This window comes from Sphingomonas sp. P4_G3 (genome assembly GCF_056401105.1).
The window spans coordinates 190,934-211,514 of record NZ_JBFUJZ010000001.1 but is presented as its reverse complement, the minus strand read 5'-3'; the positions used below and the strand labels follow the sequence as shown (position 1 = coordinate 211,514).

The 20,581-nt window shown below is 65.4% G+C and carries 16 protein-coding genes; 8 read left to right on the top strand and 8 right to left on the bottom strand.

The features are described 5' to 3' along the window. Window positions 1–17: 17 nt before the first annotated feature. Window positions 18–269: an ATP synthase F1 subunit epsilon gene (locus tag AC1DQQ_RS00970; protein ID WP_478027690.1), complete on the top strand. Its 252-nt coding sequence runs from the start codon at window positions 18–20 to the stop codon at window positions 267–269. 204 nt (window positions 270–473) lie between these two features. Here the strand turns inward: AC1DQQ_RS00970 and AC1DQQ_RS00965 are convergent, their stop codons facing one another. Further along, window positions 474–926, bottom strand: a complete 453-nt coding sequence (locus AC1DQQ_RS00965; protein WP_478027689.1) for a DUF6265 family protein — start codon at window positions 924–926, stop codon at window positions 474–476. A 111-nt stretch (window positions 927–1,037) separates the two neighbouring features. Between AC1DQQ_RS00965 and AC1DQQ_RS00960 the strand changes: the two genes are divergently transcribed. The 3 genes from AC1DQQ_RS00960 to AC1DQQ_RS00950 all read left to right on the top strand — a co-directional run bounded on the left by AC1DQQ_RS00960 (window position 1,038) and on the right by AC1DQQ_RS00950 (window position 5,414). Continuing rightward, window positions 1,038–2,558 (top strand): CpaF family protein, encoded by a 1,521-nt coding sequence (locus AC1DQQ_RS00960; protein WP_478039921.1) that lies wholly within the window; start codon window positions 1,038–1,040, stop codon window positions 2,556–2,558. 154 nt (window positions 2,559–2,712) lie between these two features. After that, complete coding sequence (locus AC1DQQ_RS00955; protein ID WP_478044014.1) at window positions 2,713–3,909, top strand: aspartyl protease family protein; 1,197 nt, start codon at window positions 2,713–2,715, stop codon at window positions 3,907–3,909. 11 nt (window positions 3,910–3,920) lie between these two features. Next, a complete protein-coding gene (locus tag AC1DQQ_RS00950) occupies window positions 3,921–5,414 on the top strand; it encodes a hypothetical protein (protein WP_478044013.1) in 1,494 nt (497 codons plus the stop codon). On the opposite strand, the gene AC1DQQ_RS00945 is transcribed toward AC1DQQ_RS00950, so the two are convergent. Both AC1DQQ_RS00945 and phaR read right to left on the bottom strand, forming a co-directional pair. Continuing rightward, the gene (locus tag AC1DQQ_RS00945) at window positions 5,383–5,580 is read right to left on the bottom strand and encodes a hypothetical protein (protein ID WP_478044012.1); all 198 of its coding nucleotides are present in this window, start codon (window positions 5,578–5,580) and stop codon (window positions 5,383–5,385) included. The genes AC1DQQ_RS00950 and AC1DQQ_RS00945 overlap by 32 nt on opposite strands. Window positions 5,581–5,583: 3 nt before the next feature. Beyond that, entirely contained in the window at window positions 5,584–6,138 is a 555-nt protein-coding gene (phaR, locus tag AC1DQQ_RS00940; RefSeq protein WP_478039915.1) for a polyhydroxyalkanoate synthesis repressor PhaR, read from the bottom strand. Window positions 6,139–6,178: 40 nt separating this feature from the next. Here phaR and AC1DQQ_RS00935 point away from each other — a divergent pair, with 40 nt between their 5' ends. From AC1DQQ_RS00935 to AC1DQQ_RS00925, 3 genes are all read left to right on the top strand, one after another. After that, entirely contained in the window at window positions 6,179–7,210 is a 1,032-nt protein-coding gene (locus tag AC1DQQ_RS00935; RefSeq protein WP_478044011.1) for an alpha/beta hydrolase, read from the top strand. 37 nt (window positions 7,211–7,247) lie between these two features. After that, the gene (locus tag AC1DQQ_RS00930) at window positions 7,248–8,420 is read left to right on the top strand and encodes an acetyl-CoA C-acetyltransferase (RefSeq protein ID WP_478044010.1); all 1,173 of its coding nucleotides are present in this window, start codon (window positions 7,248–7,250) and stop codon (window positions 8,418–8,420) included. A 192-nt stretch (window positions 8,421–8,612) separates the two neighbouring features. Next, window positions 8,613–11,837, top strand: coding sequence for a TonB-dependent receptor domain-containing protein (locus AC1DQQ_RS00925; RefSeq protein ID WP_478039911.1), 3,225 nt, complete (start codon window positions 8,613–8,615; stop codon window positions 11,835–11,837). Window positions 11,838–11,939: 102 nt separating this feature from the next. Here the strand turns inward: AC1DQQ_RS00925 and AC1DQQ_RS00920 are convergent, their stop codons facing one another. Both AC1DQQ_RS00920 and AC1DQQ_RS00915 read right to left on the bottom strand, forming a co-directional pair. Beyond that, window positions 11,940–12,968, bottom strand: a complete 1,029-nt coding sequence (locus AC1DQQ_RS00920; protein WP_478039909.1) for an alanine racemase — start codon at window positions 12,966–12,968, stop codon at window positions 11,940–11,942. A gap of 78 nt (window positions 12,969–13,046) precedes the next feature. After that, entirely contained in the window at window positions 13,047–14,639 is a 1,593-nt protein-coding gene (locus tag AC1DQQ_RS00915) for an MFS transporter (RefSeq protein ID WP_478027679.1), read from the bottom strand. A gap of 319 nt (window positions 14,640–14,958) precedes the next feature. Between AC1DQQ_RS00915 and AC1DQQ_RS00910 the strand changes: the two genes are divergently transcribed. Further along, entirely contained in the window at window positions 14,959–16,917 is a 1,959-nt protein-coding gene (locus AC1DQQ_RS00910; RefSeq protein ID WP_478039907.1) for an AAA family ATPase, read from the top strand. A gap of 40 nt (window positions 16,918–16,957) precedes the next feature. Here the strand turns inward: AC1DQQ_RS00910 and AC1DQQ_RS00905 are convergent, their stop codons facing one another. The 3 genes from AC1DQQ_RS00905 to mmsB form a co-directional block, all read right to left on the bottom strand. Beyond that, complete coding sequence (locus tag AC1DQQ_RS00905) at window positions 16,958–18,907, bottom strand: M1 family metallopeptidase (RefSeq protein ID WP_478044009.1); 1,950 nt, start codon at window positions 18,905–18,907, stop codon at window positions 16,958–16,960. Between the two features lie 183 nt (window positions 18,908–19,090). Next, entirely contained in the window at window positions 19,091–19,558 is a 468-nt protein-coding gene (locus tag AC1DQQ_RS00900; protein ID WP_478044008.1) for a GreA/GreB family elongation factor, read from the bottom strand. Then, window positions 19,555–20,442 (bottom strand): 3-hydroxyisobutyrate dehydrogenase, encoded by an 888-nt coding sequence (mmsB, locus tag AC1DQQ_RS00895; RefSeq protein WP_478039902.1) that lies wholly within the window; start codon window positions 20,440–20,442, stop codon window positions 19,555–19,557. The genes AC1DQQ_RS00900 and mmsB overlap by 4 nt, the downstream gene beginning before the upstream one ends. Window positions 20,443–20,581 lie beyond the last annotated feature (139 nt).

The window sequence follows — 20,581 nt, the reverse complement described above, 5'->3', positions numbered from 1 at the left end:
GAAAACAGGACAAGGCAATGCTGCATTTCGAACTCGTCACGCCCGAAAAGCTGCTCCGCTCGGAGGAAGTCTATCAGGTCGTCGTGCCCGGCACCGAAGGCGATTTCGGCGTGCTGGAAGGCCATGCGCCTTTCATGTCGACGATTCGCGACGGCAATCTGGCGATCTATCGCGCCGACAAGACCGAGCCCGAGCTGGTGCCGATCAAGGGCGGATTCGCCGAGGTGTCGGCAACCGGCTTGACGGTGCTGGCTGAGCAGGCGGGGTAAGGCTCGGCGCAGGGAAATAGCCGCAGCTATTTCCCGCCCGGCGACAAGCCCGGCCGGCCTCGCATAGCGAGGACCGACGACGCGGCCTTGCCGCGGCGCTCCATTCCCAAGTTAGAATTAACGGCTCGGCGAAAGCTGGCGCCTTATTGTTGCAGTCCCAAAGCTGCTTGAGATCCTAGCTTTCGCTGGGATGACGAAAAAGCCTCAACTCCCGAGTTGCCGCTTGTACCGCCAGCGAAACGCCTTGGTCCCGTCCATCAGGCTGGTTTCCGCCGCCAGGTCCATCCCCTCGCGCCAATAGCGGATACGTTGCGGATAATCGTGCCGCGGGTTGGCGAAGACGATCTCGCGTGACCCTGACGATAGTTCCGGAAAAGCGACCCGCGGCGCGCCCTTGGGCGAGCCGTAGAAGACGAGCCTGCCGTCCGGCCCACGCTCGATCTGCATCGCTTCCCATGATCGGAGGTCGTCGCCGCGCCCATTGCGGCCGCTCCCCAGCATGTTGCCGGCGCGCGGGCTCGTCCAGCATTCCTCGGTCCAGTTGGGGCCTTTCTGCTCGCTCCAGCATCCGGTGAGCCAGCCCGGCATCGCCGGCACCGGCGCCGATCCGGCCCCCGTCGCCAGCAATGCCAGTCCGAGCAATATCGTTCGACGCATCCTCGCCTCCCCGTTGTCGCCAAGCCCAGCTTAGCCCGGCATCGCCTTGGTTAGGAAATTGTCAAAGCTTAGCCCCTACGAACCGGACCTGACCATGAAGGATCGAGGGGCATGAGCGCGTTCGGACGCCGTAATGGATTGGGTGCCGGGCAGGCTGCAAGGCCGGCCTTCGGCGTGGCGCGTCCGATGCAAGGTGGCGGCGCCCAGCCCGCCGCCGATCCTGCCGAGCAGTTCCCACCGCTTCCCGATACGAGCGAGATCGACGCCGATCTGCCGGGCAATATGCCGGGCAGCAACGGCGACGCGATGGCGCGCCTGACCGAACGCCAGAATTCCAGTGGCGAAGCCGCCGGGATGAAGGCGGAAGGGTTCGAGGCATCGGTCCACAAGATCAAGGAACAGGTGCTGCCGCGCCTGCTCGAACGCGTCGACCCCGAAGCCGCCGCCACGCTCAACAAGGACGAGCTGGCCGAGGAATTCCGCCCGATCATCGGCGAGGTGCTCGCCGAGCTCAAGCTCACGCTCAACCGCCGCGAGCAATTCGCGCTCGAAAAGGTGCTGGTCGACGAATTGCTCGGCCTGGGCCCGTTGGAAGAGCTGATCGCCGACCCTGACATCAGCGATATCATGGTCAACGGCCCCAATCAGACCTTCATCGAAAAGAAGGGCCGGCTGGAGATCGCGCCGATCCAGTTCCGCGACGAGGAGCATCTGTTCCAGATCGCGCAGCGCATCTGCAACTCGGTCGGCCGCCGCGTCGACCAGACCACGCCGTTGGCCGACGCCCGCCTCAAGGATGGCAGCCGCGTCAACGTGATTGTCCCGCCGCTCAGCTTGCGCGGTACCGCGATCTCGATTCGTAAATTCTCCAACAAGCCGATCACGCTCGACATGATGGCGGGCTTCGGCTCGATGTCGCAGAAGATGGCGACCGCGCTCAAGATCGCGGGCGCGTGCCGGTTCAACGTCGTCATCTCGGGCGGTACCGGCTCGGGTAAGACGACGATGCTCAACGCCCTGTCGAAGATGATCGACCCGGGCGAGCGCGTGCTGACGATCGAGGACGCGGCCGAACTCCGGCTGCAGCAGCCGCATTGGCTGCCGCTCGAAACGCGCCCGGCCAATCTCGAAGGCCAGGGCGAGATCACCATCCGCGACCTGGTCAAGAACGCGCTGCGTATGCGGCCGGATCGCATCATCCTCGGCGAAATTCGCGGGTCGGAATGCTTCGACCTGCTCGCCGCGATGAACACCGGTCACGACGGATCGATGTGTACGCTCCACTCCAACTCCCCACGCGAGTGCCTGGGCCGTATGGAGAACATGGTGCTGATGGGCGACATCAAGATTCCCAAGGAAGCGATCAGCCGCCAGATCGCCGATTCGGTCGACATGATCGTCCAGGTGAAGCGTCTGCGCGACGGCAGCCGCCGCGTGACCAACATCACCGAGGTGATCGGCATGGAAGGGCCGGTCATCGTGACACAGGAATTGTTCAAGTTCGAATATCAGAGCGAATCGGCCGACGGTAAGATCGTCGGCGAATATCGCGCCATGGGGTTGCGCCCTTACACGCTCGAAAAGGCGCGCCAGTTCGGGTTCGATCAGGCGTTCCTCGAAGCCTGCCTCTGAGCCTCTGCTCGGGGACGTACTAACCGCGAGAGTCGTTTGCAGCTTCGCTGAGTCGATGTCGCCGTTTCAGCTTCGCTGAAACAGACTCCAACAACGCGGTTAATAAGCATTTTACCCCGTATCCGCGGGGTCGCGACAGGTATAAGCGGGGGGCATGCGCCGCCGCATGCTGCCCTTGCTGATGTTCGCCGCTTTGCCGCTTGGCGCGGCGATGCCGCCGGCCATGCCCGCGCCGCAACCCGAACGCGTCGTATTGTCACTCGATGCCGAGGCGCAATGGGTGCCGTTCGAACTGACCCCCGGCAACCAGATTCAATTCCAGATGACGGTCGATGGCCGTCCGGTCGCCGCGATTCTCGACACCGGGTTCAGCCTGTCGGTGGTTTCGCGCCGTTTCGCCACCCGCGCCGGGCTGAAGGTGTCTGGCGGCGGCGAAGGCGTCGGCATCGGCGGCACCGTCGCGATGGGCCAGATCAACGGGCGCATCTTGGCGATCGGCGGATTGACGCGCAGCGGCGGGCGGCTCGGCGTGCTCGACTTGCCCGGCGGCGCCACCGGCAACGGCACGACGATCGACGCAGTGATCGGCAGCGACCTGTTGCGCCGCTACGCGCTCGATATCGACTTCGCAGCGCAGCGTTTCCGCTTGCTGCCGAGCGGCCGCCTGCCCTTTGTCGGCCAGACCGCGCCCCTGGCGATGGCCTTGCGCGACCAATTCTATGTCAGCGAGATGTCGATCGACGGCACAAGGCTGCGTCCGATGATCGTCGACACCGGGGACGGTGCGACGATCACCATGTCGGACGAGGCATGGAAATCGGTCGGCGGCGTCAAGCCGACCACGACCACCACCATTTCGTACAGCATCGCCGGCCCGGTCACGTCCGAGCTGACGGTGCTGCCCGCGGTCCGCGTCGGCGAGACGATGGTGCGCGATGCCGAGGCGCGCATTGAGCCGGGCCGCGGCTTTTCCGCGCAGATGGGCGCGGCGGGGCGGATCGGCCTGGGCTATCTCCAGCGTTATCGCGTGCTGCTCGATCCCGGCGCGGGCAGAATGGTGATGGCGGCCGGCGCCGATGTCGACCGCCCGCCGCTGCGGTCGACCAGCGGATTGCTGCTCGGCTTCTATAGCGATCGCCTGCGCGTCCTCCACGTCATGCGCGGCAGCCCGGCAGCCAGCGCCGGCTGGCAAGCGGGCGACCAGATCTGCAGCGTCGATGGCCAGCCGATCACCGCCAATTACGCCAGCGAGCCGATCTCGACCTGGTCGGTCGCCGACCCGGGGCGAATCGTGCGCCTGGGCATTTGCGGCGGCGGCGAGCGCAAGCTGACGCTGGAGCGCTTCTATTGAGCGCAGGCGGGTTGGATCGTCTCAGGGCCTGGCAGATGGCGGCGGTGCTCGCGGTCGTCGCACTTGCCTTGCGCGCCTGGGATTTCGGCAACCCGGTCATCCATGTCGACGAGCAATATTATCTGCTGGTCGGCGACCGCATCTTGCACGGCGCGATACCCTATCTCGACATCTGGGATCGCAAGCCGGTCGGGTTGTTCCTGCTCTATGCCGCGATGCGGCTGCTGCCCGGCGACGGCGTGATCGCCTATCAATTGGTCGCGAGCCTGTTCGCCGCCGCGACCGCTTATATCGTCTGGCGCGCGGCATTGCGGACGGGAGCGAGCCGGACCGGCGCGCTTGCGGCGGGGGCAGCGTATCTGATCTGGCTGCCGTTGCTGGGCGGGCGCGGCGGGCAATCGCCGGTCTTCTACAATCTGTTCGTCGCCGGCGCCGCGCTGATCGCGCTCCACTTGCCCGATCGCGCGCGGGCTGGTGCAGCTCGCGCGATTATCGCCTGGGGGGCATTCGCCTGCTTGCTCGGCGGGCTTGCGATCCAGACCAAATACACGCCCGCGATCGAAGGCGCGTTCATCGGCTGCGCCCATCTCTGGTATCTGCGCCGCGCAGGCGCAGGCTGGGCAATGCTCGCGGCCGCCGCGCTGTTATGGGTGTTGGCGGGATTGGCGCCGACCTTGGCGATCGGCGCATATTATTGGCACCTCGGCCCGCAGGCGTTCGACGCCTTCTGGTTCGCCAACGTCACCTCGATCTTCCTGCGCGCTGGTTATCCGACCGACCAATTGGCGATGCGGCTGCTCGGCATCGTCGCGACCCTGTCGCCATTGATCGTGTCGGCCGCGATCGCCTGGGCGTGGCGGCCCCGCGCCGATCGACGCGAGGAAGCGCTGATCGGGTTCGGCTGGCTGGCGGCCGCCGGCGGCGGGTTCCTGCTGATCGGCACGTTCTTCGATCATTACGCCTTGCCGCTGGTCGCGCCGATCGCGGTCGTCGCGGCGCGCGCGCTGGGCCGGTCGTCGCGGCTACTCATCGCCACGCTCGCGCTCGGGCTGCTGCTCAACGTCGTCGAGCGCGGGATCAAGAGCAACGATGGCGAGGGCGCCTACGCCGTGGCGGCATTGGTCAAGGCCAATAGCCATGGCGGCTGCCCCTATGTCTTTATCGGCGACACCTTCACCTACGAGCGCGCCGGCACGTGCCTGCCGACACGCTATGCCTTTCCGAACCTGCTGGCCTATGCCACCGAGCAGGGCGCGACCGGGATCGACGAGGCGGCCGAGGTGCGGCGCATCCTCGCCGCGCGGCCGCCGGTGATCGTCACCTCGACCCGCCTCCTCGATATCTGGAACCCGGGCAGCCTGGCCGCACTGAAGGCGGCACTGGGCGGCTATCGCGTGATCTACAGCGTGCCGCGCAGCGATTATCGCACCTTGGTCTATCTGCGCGGCGACCTGCCCGCCCGCGATGTACCGGCTACAATTGGAACGCCACCGCCGCGGCAATGATCGCGCTGATCAGCGCGAATACCTGGATATTGCGCCAGTCTAGCAACGATACGCGATCGAGATTGTCGCGCTTGCGGTGACGCCAATCGATAATCCCCGCGACCAGCGCGGTCAGCGCCAGCGCGGCCGCGACTGCCTCCGCAATCTGTTTCGACGAAAAGCCCAATCCCTAGTGGCCGAGCTTGTCGATCTTTTCCTGCAGACGCGCCAATTCGGCCTTGAGCGCGGAGACGTCGTCGTCGCTTTCTGCCGGCTTGGTCGGAGTAGCGCCCATGCCCGCCTGCGGCTTGAATGCCGAGGTCGCCGCTTCGAACATCTCCAAATTGCGCTTGGCGATCTCGGCGAAGGGCGAGTTGGCGAAGGCCCCCTCGACCGCCGATTTGAACTGTTCCTGGTTGCGGCGGAAACTGTCCATCGACGCTTCGAGATAGCTCGGCACGAACGCCTGCATCGAATCGCCGTACATCGCGATCAGCTGGCGGAGGAAATTGACCGGCAGCATCGTCTGGCCGCGCGCTTCCTCTTCCATGATGATCTGGGTCAGCACGTTATGCGTGATGTCCTCGTCGGTCTTGGCGTCGACGACCTTGAAATCACGCCCTTCGCGCGTCATCGCGGCGAGATGGTCGAGCGTGATGTAGGACGAGCTTTCGGTATTATAGAGTCGACGATTGGCGTATTTCTTGATGATCACCGGGCCGTCAGTGGCCGCCTGCTTCTTCATGGGGACGCCCCTCCAATGATTTGTCGCGGCTGTACCATCAATGCATGACGCACCGCAACATGGACCGCGTCCCTTACCGTTGTTCCTCGAGATGCTGCGCGAAGAGACCGCAGCATCGCCCGTGCGCCGTGCCGCCGCCTTGGCCGGGCTGAAAGCGTATCAGGAGGCGCCACGGACGCCGAAAAAACGACGTGCGCCAACGCGTTTCAGAGCCGGGCGGGCAAGATTGCGGGATTATGGCGGCAGCGGGCGCAACGTGATCTTCGTGCCGTCGCTGATCAATCCGCCCTTCATCCTCGATCTTGCGCCGCAAAATTCTTTGTTGCGCTGGTGCAGCGAACACGGACTGCATCCCTATCTGCTCGATTGGGGCGAGCCGTCGCCGGCCGATCGCGCGATGGACGTGACCGCGCATGTCGAGCATATCCTGCTGCCGCTGATCGCAAGGTTCGACGAACCGCCGTTGCTGGTCGGCTATTGCCTGGGGGGCACGCTGGCGATCGGCGCCGCGGCGGCAGGCGGGGTGGCCGGGCTCGCGTTGATCGCGACGCCATGGCATTTTGTCGGCTTCGGCGGCGGGCGCGCGGCGATCGGCGAGCTGTGGCAATCCGCCAAACCGGTCTGCGAACGGATGGGACTGGTGCCGATGGAAGTGCTGCAAACCGGGTTCTGGCGCCTCGACCCGGCGCGCACGGTGAGCAAATATGAAGCGTTCGGGCAGATGGAACCAGGCAGCCCGGGCTGGAATGGGTTCATCGCGCTGGAGGATTGGGCGAATGCGGGCGCACCATTGCCTTATGCGGCCGGTCGGCAGCTGTTCGAGGAGTTCGTCGGCGACGACCTGACCGGCAAAGGCGGCTGGGCCGTCGCGGGTCGCACGGTCGATCCGATCGCTTTGCCCTGCCCCGCGGTCGAATTCGTCTCGCTGAGCGACCGCATCGTTCCCAAGGAAAGTGCCGCCGACCTGGCCGACCGCCACGACCTCGGTTCGGGGCATGTCGGCATGATCGTCGGCGGCCGGGCCAAAGCCCAATTGTGGGAGCCGCTGGCGGACTGGCTAAAGCAGGCCTAGATAGCCGCCAAACCCTATACCTCAATCGGAGTCTCCCATGACCGACATCGTCATCACCGCCGCCAAGCGCACGCCGGTCGGCAGCTTCATGGGCGCCTTCGCCGGAACGCCCGCGCACGAACTCGGGCGGATCGCGATCGAGGCGGCGCTGGCGCAGGCTGGTGTCGCGGGCGAGGACGTCTCGGAAGTCATCCTCGGCCAAGTGCTGACCGCCGCCCAGGGCCAGAACCCCGCGCGCCAGGCATCGATGGCGGCGGGCGTGCCCAAGGAGATCCCCGCCTGGGGCGTCAACCAGGTGTGCGGCTCCGGCCTTCGCACGGTCGCGCTGGCGGCGCAGGCGGTCGCGACCGGCGATGCCCGCATCGTCGTCGCGGGCGGGCAGGAATCGATGTCGCTGAGCGCGCATGCCCAGACCATCCGCGCCGGGCAGAAGATGGGGACGCTCGAACTGATCGACACGATGATCCGCGACGGCCTGACCGACGTGTTCAACGGCTATCACATGGGGATCACCGCCGAGAACCTGGCCGAGCAATATCAGATCACGCGCGAGATGCAGGACGAATTCTCGGTCCGCTCGCAGAACCTGGCCGACGCGGCGCGCTCGTCGGGCCGGTTCCGCGACGAGATCGTTCCCGTCACGATCAAGGGCCGCAAGGGCGACACGGTGGTCGCCGATGACGAATATATCCGCGCCGGCGTGACGATCGACAGCGTGTCGGGTGTGCGCCCCGCGTTCAAGAAGGACGGTACGGTGACCGCGGCCAATGCCTCGGGCCTGAACGACGGCGCGGCGGCGTTGGTGGTGATGTCGGCCGACGAAGCGGCGAAGCGCGGCGCGCCCGTGCTGGCGCGGATCGCGAGCTGGGCATCGGCCGGGGTCGACCCCTCGATCATGGGCATCGGCCCGGTCCCGGCGACGCGCCGCGCGCTGGAAAAGGCCGGCTGGTCGATCGCCGATCTCGACCTGATCGAGGCCAATGAGGCGTTCGCCGCGCAGGCGCTGTCGGTCGGCAAGGAACTTGGTTGGGATCCCGACAAGGTCAACGTCAATGGCGGCGCGATCGCGATCGGCCATCCGATCGGCGCGTCGGGCGCGCGCGTGCTGACCACATTGCTGTACGAAATGGCCAAGCGCGACGCGAAGAAGGGATTGGCGACGCTGTGCATCGGCGGCGGGATGGGGATTGCGATGTGCGTCGAGCGGTAGCGGCCTACTCGCTGAGTTCTAAAATTACGTAACGGGGAGCGGCGACGTAAGCTTCGCCAAGTAGCGTTGCAGATTTACCACGCCTCATTGGAAACATTGTCACTAACGAGGTGCTGAACCTTGCATGAATGAAGCCGCAAGGGTTCTATCGCTGTACCGAGGCATATAGACCTCGACAGCAAGGGGCCTAACATGAACATCCAGCGTTTTCTGGGCGCGACCGCGCTCGTTGGCGTGCTGTCCGCAATGCCGGCAGTCGCCTTTGCCAAAGCTGACAAATCCACGCCTGCGGCTACCACCGCTCCCGAAGCGGCGCCGCAGACCGACCCGCAGACCACCACCGCGACCGACGACGGCAAGCCGAACAAGGACGAGATTATCATCACGGGCTCGCGCATTGCTCGCCCGACCCTGTCGTCGCCCGTTCCGATAACGACGGTCACCGCCGAAGATCTGCTTTCCAACGGCCAGCTCAACGTCGGTGATGCACTCAACAACCTGCCGGCGCTGCGTTCGACGTTTAGCCAAGCCAACTCGACCCGCTTCATCGGAACCTCGGGCCTCAACCTGCTCGACCTTCGCGGCTTGGGCACCGCCCGCACCCTGGTGTTGGTTAACGGCCGCCGTCATGTCACGGCGTCGCCAGGTGACTATCTGGTCGACACCAATACCATTCCGGATGATTTGCTAGAGCGTGTCGACATCGTCACCGGCGGCAGCTCGGCGGTCTACGGTTCGGACGCAGTCGCCGGCGTCGTCAACTTCGTCATGAAGCGTAATTTCACCGGCATCAAAATCTCGGGCCAGGGCGGCATTTCGTCGCGGGGCGACCGTGGCGGCTACTTCGGGTCGATCGCTGCCGGTACGAATTTTGCCGGTGGCCGGGGCAACATCGCCGTCGCCGCCGAATATTCGAAGAACAACGCGCTTTACCTGACCGATCGCGACTATCTGACCGGCGCATTCAGCGGCCGCAACCAGTTCAACACCGATTCCGACACCACGCTCGATGGTACCAGCGGTTCGAACGGCATCATCGACCAGCATTTCTACAGGGGCGTTCGCAACGGCACGATCTCGGATGGCGGCGAGTTGACCGCGATCTGTCCGAGCACCGCGGCCGGCGGCCCGGCAGCTGGTAGCATCCTGGCCGGCAGGTGCCGCGCCAGCCGAGTGACCGGCGCGTCGGCAAACAACGCTGAGCGCTACATGTTCATGCCGGACGGTTCGCTGGCGCTCAGTCAGCCGACGATCGACTTCCGCGACATCACCAACGGCATCAGCTCAAATACCGTGGGCGGCCTTGGCTCGACGCTGAACAACACCGGTCAGCTCGACCCAGAGCTCGAGCGCATATCGGTCAGTCTGTTGGCGCATTTCGATGTCTCGCCGGCGTTCAAGCCGTTCGTCGAAGCCAAGTTCGTCCGCATCAACGCCAATCAGGAAGGTCAGCCGAGCTTCTTCCAGGGCTCGTTGGCCGGGTTCTTCGCGACCACCGACGACCAGTTCGCGGCAATCAAGGAACTTCGCTGCAACAATCCGTTCCTGAGCAATCAAGCGCTGCAAACGCTGCAGTCGATCGGCCGTTGCGCCAACCCGGCGACCGGCTTGCTGACGCTCAGCCGCTTCAATGTCGACTTCGGCGGCCGCGGCGAACTGCATCGTCGCGACACCTTCCGTATCGTCGGCGGCGTCGAGGGCACGTTCAATGAAGATTGGCGCTACGAAGTGGCGGTCAATTATGGGCAACTCGACACGCACATGACGTCGTTGAACAACCTTAAGTTGTTCGATCTCAACGGCAACCTTGACGGGTTCCTGCTTGCGGAAGACGCCGTGGTTGCACCGGCCGGCTTTAGCGGCAGCAACTTCGCTACCGGCGCGAACGGACAAAAGGTCATCTGCGGGATCAATGCGGGTGCGGGCGGCAACGTTCGTCCGGACTGCGTGCCGATCAACCTGTTCGGCAGCGGGGCACCGTCGGCCGCCGCATTGCGGTTCATCAACACGACCGCAACCCGCGTCGAGCGCGCTACCGAGCTCGACATCACGGCGAACCTCACCGGCGACCTTTCGCAGCTCTTCTCGTTGCCGGGCGGGCCCGTCGCGTTCAACCTCGGCGCTGAGTACCGTCGGGAAACCGCGCGTTCGGTCTACGACGCTCTGACCCAGTCGGGCGGCACCTTCCTCAACGCGATCCAGCCGTTCCTGCCGCCGGCCTTGGACGTCAAGGAGGCGTTTGCGGAAATCAACATCCCGATCCTCAAGGACCTGCCGTTTGCGCAGGAGCTGACGATCGCCGGCGCCGGCCGCGTATCGGACTACAACACGGCAACCGGCACGGTATGGACCTACAACGTGTCGGGAATCTGGGCACCGGTCAGGGATATCCGGTTCCGGGCAGGTTATTCGAAGTCGGTACGTGCGCCGACCCAAAGCGATCTGTTTTCACCATTGTCACAGAACTTCGCCTCGGTCGGCGATCCCTGTGACATCGCCAACATCAATAACGGCACTGGCGGCAGCACCAACCGCAAGGCCAATTGTGCGGCTGCTGGCGTCCCGGTCGGGTTCGTCAACACCCCGGCGCGTACCCAGACGCTCAGCTATCTGGACGGCGGTAACTCGCAGCTGACGGCCGAGACGTCGAACAGCTGGACCTACGGCGCGGTGATCACCCCACGCTTCGCGCCCGGCCTCGTGCTGACGTTCGACTATTATAATATCAACGTGAAGAGCCTGATCGCGTCGTTGAGCCTGCAGACAATCCTCAACCAATGCTACGACGCGTCATCGCTGAACAACCAATATTGCGCGCTGCTCAATCCGCGTAACTCAACCACCCACGAATTCGCGACGCCCTATGTCGGCTCGTCGGGTCCGGTTAACTTCGCGCGGCAACAGACTCGCGGTTTGGACGCTGACTTGTCATATACCCGCACCGTTCTGGGCGGTCGTTTGTCGCTTCGCGGTATCGGAACCTACGTGTTCGAGAAGACCAACTATCTCGATCCGGTCAACCCGAACAAGCCAGACCGTCAGTTGAGCGAACTGGGCGATCCGCAGTTCGAGGCGCAGGCGTCTGTCGCTTACGAGACCCAGGGTGGGTTTAGCCTGCGCTACCAGGCACGGTATATCGGCAAGATGACGATCGGCACCTACGAGGCACAGCATTCGTTCAACGGCAGCCCTCCGCAGAACGCCGATCTCACTAGCGAGGTCTGGTACCCGGCGACATGGTATCACAACGTCCGCCTGGGCGCGACGATCAGCAAGAAGTATGAGTTCTATGCTGGCGTCGACAATTTGTTCGATACCAAGCCGCCGTTCTTGCTGACCGGCACTGGAGCTGGCAGCTCGATCTACGATAACGTGGGTCGCTTCTTCTACGCAGGCTTCAAGCTCAAGTTCCGCTAAGCAGGCGAAGGCAAATAAAAAGGGGCCGTCTCGCAAGAGGCGGCCCTTATTTTTTGGGGATTGCGAACCCGCCGCGGGCAGCGTCAGTTCGAACGCGACCGGTCAACCCATCCGATCGAACCGGCGCCCCAGCCCCGTCAGCAGTTCATATTGCGACATGCCTGATTCCGCCGCGGCGCGCGGCAGGTCGAAGTCGATCGTCAGCCAGTCGCCCTCGCCGACATCATGCCCTGTCACATCTATCGCGATCAGGTCCATCGACACACGGCCGAGTAGCGGCAGCACCGCAGAACCGATCAGCGCAGAACCGCGCCCCGAAAAGCCCCTGAAATAGCCGTCGGCATAGCCATAGTTGAGGATCGCGACTTCGGTATCCGCAGGCGCCTCCCAGGTCGCGTTGTAGCCGACCGCTTCGCCCGCCCGCACGGTGCGTCGCTGGAGCACCTGCGCCTCTGGCCGGGCGACCTGAATGATGGCACCGCCAAGCTCCGGCCGCGGAACGCCGCCGTACAGCGCCAGGCCCGGACGGGTGAGGTCAAAGGTATAATTGGCGCCGAGCGCGATCCCCGCCGAATTGGCGAGGCTCAGGCGCTGTGCCGTGACCCCATCGGCCATCGAGATGAACCGGCCGCGCTGGTCGCCGCTCTGCGGCCCGTCCTCGTCGGCCGAGGCGAGATGGCTCATCAGCGTGTCGATCTCGAGTCCCTCGACCGCGCCGGCGGCGAGGTCGTCCTCGCCGAGCCCCAGCCGGTTCATCCCGGTGTCCAGCATGACATGGCACATGCCGCCACCGGCTTCGCGCCAACGTGCCGCCTGCTTCACGGTGTTGAGAACGGGCGTCGCGATGCCCGACAGCGCCAGTTCCATGTCCTCGTCGCGCACGCCGTGGAAGACCGACAGGCTGGGCAACCCCAGCGTCGCCAGCGCAGCGGCCTCGGCCCAGGTGGCGACAAAGAAGTCGCGACATCCGACCGCTGCCAGCCTCTCCGCAACCCAGCCGGCGCCGAGCCCATAACCATCGGCTTTGATCGCCGCGCCGCACGCAGCGGACCCACTCAGCCGCGCAAGCGCGCGCCAATTGGCGACCAGGGCGTCGGCATCGCGACGCAAACGAAGGGGAGCTGCGACCATGCGCCGCTGCCTAGCGGCAGGGCGGCGGTGACGCTACCCTGAGTGCCGCCCGCAAGACCGAACTCACAGGAGCCGCCGTTACTCGGCCAGCTTATCGCCTTTCCATTTGAGGCCCCAGAGCGACACCAGCAGCGCCATCAGCACCACAGCCCAAGTATACCACAGCCCGGCATAGGGATCGCCGGTCTTGGCGACGATATATTGGCTGATGAACGGCAGGAAGCCGCCGAAATAGCCGGTGCCGATATGATAGGGGATCGACATCGAACTGTAGCGGATGCGCGCCGGAAACATCTCGGCGAGCAAGGCCGCTACCGGCCCATACGTGGCGCCGGCCAATGCCCCCATCACCAGCATGGCGAAGATGATCACTGCGATCCCAATCGCCGTCGGCCGCACCTTGTCGAGCTTGTACCCATTGGCGGCGAGCGCCGCATCGAGCCCGGCCGGGCTGGTGTCGGACACCGCGTCTCCCCCGATGATCACCGCGATCGCGGGGGTGGTGTCCTTGGTATAGGCGATCCCCTTTTTGGAGAAATAGTCGAGCAGCTGGCCGCATTCGTCGACCTGCTTCGCGGCGAACGGATCATAGCTGCAATGCGGCCCCGACACGATGACGGGCGCGCGCTTCGCGGCATGCGCGAGATCCGGATTGGCGGCGCTGCCGATCACCCAGAAGATCGGGAAGAGCAGGGCCAGGGTCACCGCATAGCCGATCACGATCGGCGCCTTGCGCCCGACGCGATCGGACATCCGGCCGAAATAGATGAACCAGAACAATCCCGCGCCGCCGGCGACGCCGACGATCAGCTGTGCGGTGGTTTCCTCGACCCGCATCGTCGTCGTCAGGAAAGACAAAGTCGAGAACAACGCGGTGTACCAGATCACCGTCAGCCCAGCGGCGACGCCGAACAAGGCGACGAACAGCCGCTTAAGATTGCCGGGATAAGTGAAGCTGGAAACGATCGGATTCTTGACCGTCTCCCCCGCTTCCTTGATCGCCCGGAACACCGGGCTTTCGCTGAGCTTGAGCCGCATCCACAGCGACACCGCGAGCAACACCAGCGAGAACAGGAACGGGAACCGCCATGCCCAGGCCGCCCAGTCCGCCTCGCTCACCGCGAGCTTGGTCAGCAGCACGACCGCCAGGCTGAGGATGAAACCACCGGCGACGCAGGCCTGGATGAAGCTGGTGTAGAAACCCGATTTACCGGGCGGAGAATGCTCCGCGACATAGATCGCCGCCCCGCCATATTCGCCGCCCAGCGCCAGGCCCTGCGCGACGCGCAGCAGGATGATGATACCGGGCGCCCATAGGCCGATCTGCGCGGCCGGCGGGACCAGCCCGACGCCGGCGGTGGCGATGCCCATCAATGTGATAGTGACGAGGAACGTATATTTTCGGCCCAATTTGTCGCCGAGATAGCCGAACAGCACCGCGCCCAGCGGACGGAAACCGAAGCCGACCGCGAACCCCGCCCAGGCGAGCAGCGTCTGGACCATCTCGTTCCCCGCCGGGAAGAACGCCGCGCCGATGATCTTGGCGAGCGTGCCGTAGATGAAGAAATCATACCACTCGAATGCGGTGCCGAGCGACGAGGCGGCGATGACCAGCCGGATATCGGATGGGCTGGGATCCGGCCGCAACTCTTCCGCCATTACCGTCGCCATCGATCAATCCCCTGTTTGCCGCCGGTTTAGCGTGTCATGTGGCGGCGGCAAGCATGATGCTTGGCCGCGATGCTTGACGTTATCGGTGCGCGGGCGTAACGGGCCCGGCCTCGGGTGGCGAGTCCGCCCGATATGTGAGGACAACGCATGTTTGGACGCAAGATCATAACGGGGCTCCGCTCCGTCCGCGTCCCGCGCCAGCCCTAGCGCAAGCCCTTGCGCGCCGGCCCGCGGGCATCGGGCGCGCCGATCTCCACAACCACTGAACGAGTTGCCGCAGGCGTGCACCTTTGCACGCGTGCGGCACGAAGGAGATGTCATGGGCGAGTTGCGCCTGGTGGCGACGCTGTTGCGCCACCTGATCGATACTTACAGAGGGTCCGTCACGGTCGCCCGCGCGCTGACCGAATGGGCCGAAACCAATGCGACCTGGCTGGCCGGTGCACCCGTGGAGGGTGTGGCGACCGATCTCGCATGGCTGGAAAACGCCGCCGCACGGGCGATCGCAGCACCTGACGAGACAGACTCGTTGGTCGATCTCGCTACGGCGCTTGGCGATCTGCTCGCGCTCGACGCGTTTGACCGGCGGTTGCTGACACTGGCGCTGATGTTCGAGCGGCGCCCGCGCGCCAATGCGCTGGCGCGAGCGATGGCGCGCGCGCAGGTCGACATGGCGATGGCGCTTGGCACCCTCGCCGGTGCCACCACCGCGTCCGCGGCGCGCGCCAGCCTGGTGATGCGACTGGGCTTGTTCGAATTCAGCCGCGAACATCTCGAGGCGCCGCGGATCGAGACGACCTGGCGATTCGACCGGCTGCTCGACCGCGGCATCACTGACGGCGAGGAGATCGTCGCCGCGATGGTCGGTGCACGCCAGCGCGGGACGCTGCCGCTCGACGCCTTCCCTCAAGCGCGCGCGTGCAGCGACCTGCTCGTTGGCTTGCTGCGCGGCGCGGCGGCGACGCGGACGCCCGGAGTCAACATCCTGATCCACGGGCCGCCCGGCACCGGCAAGACCGAGTTCGCGCGCAGCCTCGCCGAAGCGGCAGGAGCGGCGTTGTTCGCGGTTGGCGAGCACGATTTCGATGGCGAGGAACCGAGCCGGTTCGACCGGATCGGCTCGCTCAATCTCGGCCAGCGGGCATTCGCCGCGCGCGGCAATACCGTGCTGCTGTTCGACGAGTTCGAGGATTTGATTGGCGATGCCTCGCCGAGCAACGGCGACTTCATGCGCGGACGGCAGGGGTCCAAAGTGTTCGTCAATCGGATGCTGGAAACCAACCAGCTGCCGGTGATTTGGACCAGCAACGCGATCGGCAATGTCGACCCCGCGATCCTGCGACGGATGAGCTTCGTGCTGCATATGAAGCAGCCGTCGGCACGCGCGGCGCGGCAGGTGCTGGCGCGGATCGCGGCGGAGGAGGGCGTGGCGGTGCCGCCGGCGTTCGACGCTTTGGTGTCGCGCGCGCCAGAGGCAGCGAGCATCGCGCGCGTCGCGATCCGATCGGCCAAACTGGGGGGCGGCGATGCGGTGGCGACGGCCGAATCTTTGGTCACAGCGCTGTCCGGGCCGTTGCGCCCGGTCGAAGGCACGGCGCGGTTCGACCCCGCCTTGGTCGAAGCGGATATCGACGTCGCCGCGTTGCTCGATCGCGTCACCCGCACCGAGGCGCCGCGCGACTTCTCATTGCTGCTGACCGGGCCGCCGGGCACCGGCAAGACCGCGCTGGCGCATCACTTGGCCGAGCGGCTCGACCGGCCGCTGATCGTCAAGCGCGCGTCGGACTTGTTGTCCAAATGGGTCGGCGGGACCGAGGCGAACATCGCCGATGCGTTCGCCGAAGCGCGAGAGGACGAGGCGGTGTTGCTATTCGACGAGATCGACTCGATCCTCGCCGATCGCGGCAATGCACAGGCGAGTTGGGAAGTCAGCCAGGTCAACGAATTGCTGACCTGGTTCGAGCGGCACCCCCTGCCGTTCGTCGCGGCGACCAACCACGCGGCAAAGCTCGACCCGGCGGCGATGCGGCGGTTCGTGTTCAAGCTCGAACTGCGCGCGCTGTCGCCGGTGCGGGCGGCGCAGGCGTTCGAGCGGCAGTTCGGGGTCGCGGCACCGCGCTCGCTGGCGCGGCTCCACGGCGTGACGCCGGGCGACCTCGCGGTGGTAGCACGCGGCCTGCGCTTCGCCGAGGCCCGACCCGAGCCCGAGGCGCTGGTCGGGCTGATCGCGAAGGAAGTGGCGTCGCGGCCGGAAGGTGGTGGACGGATTGGGTTCTAAAACCGTGTTCCTGCAAAAGCAGGAACACGGCGCTATTGGTTCACGGCTTGCGCGTCGCGACGTTGTTCGACCGGTCGCGATCGGGCAGCTTATGGCCCGGGTCGAGCTCGGCCCTCACGACCGTGCCGCGCGGCACCGCGACGTCGGTTGCTGCCTGGCGAATCCACGTCTCTGCTGGCAACGCGACGTCGCTCGTCCGCCCGTCTGCATAAGTCATGCGCAACGTCACCGGCATGACCAGCTTGTCACGCGACACGACGCGGACCAATGGCGTGCCGTCTTTGGCTGTCGAGATAGTGTCGACCGCCAAATCCATCTGCCAATTGTTCGCGTACCAGCCGCGCCACCACCAGGACAAATCCTCGCCGCTTTCGCTTTCCATCGCGCGAAAGAAGTCGGCCGGTTTCGGATGCTTGAATGCCCAAGCGGCGATGAAGCGGCGGAACGCAGCATCGAACCGCTGCGGGCCGAGAATCTGTTCACGCAACAGCACCAGCCCGAGTGCCGATTTGAAATAGGTCACCGGGTGGCGGTACTTGCCGGGGATCGTGTCGGCGCGCGACAGGATCGGCGGGGCGTCGGGATCGGCCAAAATCGGAAGGATTTCGTCGACCGGATTGCCGCCGCCCGGCGCATATTCGCTATCGCGCTTGGGGGCATATTCGCCACGGTTGAACTCGTCCGATTCATAGGTGTCGATGAACGTGTTGAAGCCTTCGTCCATCCAGGCGTTGCGGCGCTCGTCGAAGCCGACGATCATCGGGAACCAGCTGTGCCCGATCTCGTGCGCGCTGATCCAGAACAGCTCCTTGCCCTTGTCCTCGACACCGTCGAACACGATGCCGGGATATTCCATCCCCGATGCGGGACCGGCGATGTTGATCGCGGCGGGCCAAGGATAGGGGTACCATTTGGCCGAATACCGCTCGACCGCGTCCTTCATATATTCGGTCGAGCGCGCCCATCGGTCGGGGCCGGCCGATTCCGCCGGATAGAAGGACATGGCGAGCGAGCTCTTGCCGCCGGGCAGGTTGATCCGCGCCGCATCCCAGGCGAAGGCCGACGAAGCGCTGAAGGCGACGTCGCGGCTATTGTCCATGTGGAAATGCCAGGTCAGCGAGCCGACCTTGGGCCGCGTGGTTGGGTCGCCGATCCGGTCGGGTTCGCGGATCATCACCGTGCGGTCGCTACGCCGCGCTGCCGCCAGCCGCGCTTGCTGTTGCGGGGTGAGCACGTCCTGCGGATTCAGCAGCTCGCCCGATCCGGCGACGATCATGTCCGACGGGACGGTGATGAAATAGTCGAAATTGCCGTATTCGAGGTAGAATTCCTGCGCGAGATAGGGCGCCGGGTCCCAGCCGCGCAGGTCGTCGAACACCGCCATGCGCGGGTACCATTGCGCAACCGAATAGATCGGCGCGCCGTTCTTCGCGGTCAGCCAGCCGGTGCGCCCGCCGAACGCGTCGTTGGGCACTTCGTAATGATAGCGGATGTGGATCACCGCCTTGCCGCCAGATGCGAGGGCGGCCGGCAGTCGAAGCTGCGCGCGGGTGTCGCTGATCACCGGGTCGACCGCCACCGTGGCCTTGCCGAGCGTCACCGACACCTGGTCGAGCGTCATCCCGTCGGTATTGCCGCGCGGCGCACCGCCCTGCGCCAGGCTGCCGCGCGATCCGGGACGGTAGATATTCTGCTCGAGTTGCAGCCACAGCACGTCGAGCGCGCTCGGGCTGGCATTGGTATAAGTGATCGCGACCTCACCCTTGATCGTGTGCGCGGCGGGGTCGAGCGTCGCGCGGATCACGTAATCGGCGCGGTTCTGCCAGTAATCGGGGCCGGGCAGGCCGTCACCGCCACGATAGCGATTGACCGCTTGCTCCATGTCGAACGGCGCGAAGGTCTCGCGCGGTTGGTAGCTCGGTCCGCTCGCCGCGGTGGTCGCGGCGACGATCAGGGCGGAACCGATGAGGCGGGCGAGCCGGCTGAACATGGAGGGAGAATCCTGGACCTGGGAGGGGTGCGCCCTTCCGCCACAATGGCGGGCGGATGTCCAGCCAGCCAGAGCTGAATAGACCCTCACCCTTCCCACCGCCTTCGGCGGCGGGCCCCTTCCCTCTCCCGCATGCGGGAGAGGGAGGGAGGCGCGAAGCGCCGGAAGGATGAGGGTCTGTTTCTAGGCGTCTGCTGCAGCTAAAATCTGAATCACCTCAACCGCATCAGGCCGGCCCGGCAGAGACACCGCCTCCCCCTCCTCTGCCCCGATCAACGCCCGCGCCAGCGGCGCCGAAAACGCGATCAGCCCTGCCGCCGGATCGGCCTCATCATCGCCAACGATCCGGATCACCCGCTCGCTCCTATCCACCGCGATCCGCACCCGCGACCCGAAGGCGATCTCGTCCGCCGGCGGCACAGGCGCGACGATGGCGGTAACGCGGCGAGTGTGCCAATAGCGCAAGTCGCGCGCGATCTCCTCGCGGCGCGCCTCATCCGCTTCCGCCTGCTCGGCTTCGAGCGCGGCGATACGTCCGTCGATCAGCGCCGGTCCGCCTTCGGTGACCAGATTCGGCCCGGCCGGAATCGGCAGCTCGAACCGCGGTTCCTTATGCTCCTCGTCGCTCTCGCGGCGGAACGCGACGCTCATTGCCGGTCCTTGCCGAGCAAGCGGATGATCGCCGAGAAATCGAGCCCGCCATTCCCGGCATCGTTGAACGCTTGATAGAGCTCCGCCGCTTTAGCCCCCATCGGCGTATCGGCATCGACCGACGCCGCTGCTTCCATCGCCAGCCGCAAGTCCTTGAGCATCAGCGCGGTCGCGAAGCCGCCCTGATAGTCGCGGTCAGCCGGCGTTTCCGGGCCGACACCGGGCCAGGGCGCATAGCTCGTCAGCGACCAGCTCTGGCCCGAACTCACGCTGGCGATGTCGAAGAATTTCTGCGGATCGAGACCAAGCTTGTCCGCCAGCACGAACGCTTCGCAGGTCGCGATCATCTCGGCGCCGAGCACCATGTTGTTGCAGATCTTGGCCGCCTGTCCGGCACCCGACGCGCCGGCATGGATCACCGCCTTGCCCATGTCGGCGAGAAACGGCTGGGCGCGATCGAACGCCTCTGCCGAGCCGCCGACCATGAAGGTCAAGGTGCCCGCATTGGCCGCCGCGATCCCGCCCGACACCGGCGCGTCGACCGCGGCATAGCCCTTGGCCTGCGCCGCCTCGCCGACGCGCTTGGCGGTCGCGACGTCGATCGTCGAGCAATCCATCAGGATCGCGTTGAGTGGCGCCTTGCCCAGGATCGACTCGTCATAGACGCTTTCGACATGCTTGCCCGCGGGCAGCATCGTCACCACCGCCTCGGCACCGTCGACCGCTTCGGCTGCGTTCGCGGCGGGCAGGCAGCCGGCAGCCTTGGCCTTGTCGAGCGCCTCGGCCGACAGATCGAAGGCGCGGACGTCGTGCCCCTTCTTCGCCAGATTCGCGGCCATCCCGCCGCCCATATTGCCCAGCCCGATGAATGCGACGCGTGCCATTGTATGTCCTCTTCTCAAACCTTCTCCAGAGGGAGAAGGATAGCGTAGCTTGGCAGCTTGCTGCCTAGCGGAGCTTGGATGAGGGGATCCGCTCTCGATAGGGTGATCCCCTCACCCAGCTTCGACTAAGGCTCTTCGA

Coding starts and splice junctions, on each gene's coding strand:
- AC1DQQ_RS00970 (WP_478027690.1), top strand. CDS start 18: ATGCTGCATTTCGAACTCGTCACGCCCGAAAAGCTGCTCCGCTCGGAG.
- AC1DQQ_RS00965 (WP_478027689.1), bottom strand. CDS start 926: ATGCGTCGAACGATATTGCTCGGACTGGCATTGCTGGCGACGGGGGCC.
- AC1DQQ_RS00960 (WP_478039921.1), top strand. CDS start 1,038: ATGAGCGCGTTCGGACGCCGTAATGGATTGGGTGCCGGGCAGGCTGCA.
- AC1DQQ_RS00955 (WP_478044014.1), top strand. CDS start 2,713: ATGCGCCGCCGCATGCTGCCCTTGCTGATGTTCGCCGCTTTGCCGCTT.
- phaR (WP_478039915.1), bottom strand. CDS start 6,138: ATGAAGAAGCAGGCGGCCACTGACGGCCCGGTGATCATCAAGAAATAC.
- AC1DQQ_RS00935 (WP_478044011.1), top strand. CDS start 6,179: ATGCATGACGCACCGCAACATGGACCGCGTCCCTTACCGTTGTTCCTC.
- AC1DQQ_RS00930 (WP_478044010.1), top strand. CDS start 7,248: ATGACCGACATCGTCATCACCGCCGCCAAGCGCACGCCGGTCGGCAGC.
- AC1DQQ_RS00925 (WP_478039911.1), top strand. CDS start 8,613: ATGAACATCCAGCGTTTTCTGGGCGCGACCGCGCTCGTTGGCGTGCTG.
- AC1DQQ_RS00920 (WP_478039909.1), bottom strand. CDS start 12,968: ATGGTCGCAGCTCCCCTTCGTTTGCGTCGCGATGCCGACGCCCTGGTC.
- AC1DQQ_RS00915 (WP_478027679.1), bottom strand. CDS start 14,639: ATGGCGACGGTAATGGCGGAAGAGTTGCGGCCGGATCCCAGCCCATCC.
- AC1DQQ_RS00910 (WP_478039907.1), top strand. CDS start 14,959: ATGGGCGAGTTGCGCCTGGTGGCGACGCTGTTGCGCCACCTGATCGAT.
- AC1DQQ_RS00905 (WP_478044009.1), bottom strand. CDS start 18,907: ATGTTCAGCCGGCTCGCCCGCCTCATCGGTTCCGCCCTGATCGTCGCC.
- AC1DQQ_RS00900 (WP_478044008.1), bottom strand. CDS start 19,558: ATGAGCGTCGCGTTCCGCCGCGAGAGCGACGAGGAGCATAAGGAACCG.
- mmsB (WP_478039902.1), bottom strand. CDS start 20,442: ATGGCACGCGTCGCATTCATCGGGCTGGGCAATATGGGCGGCGGGATG.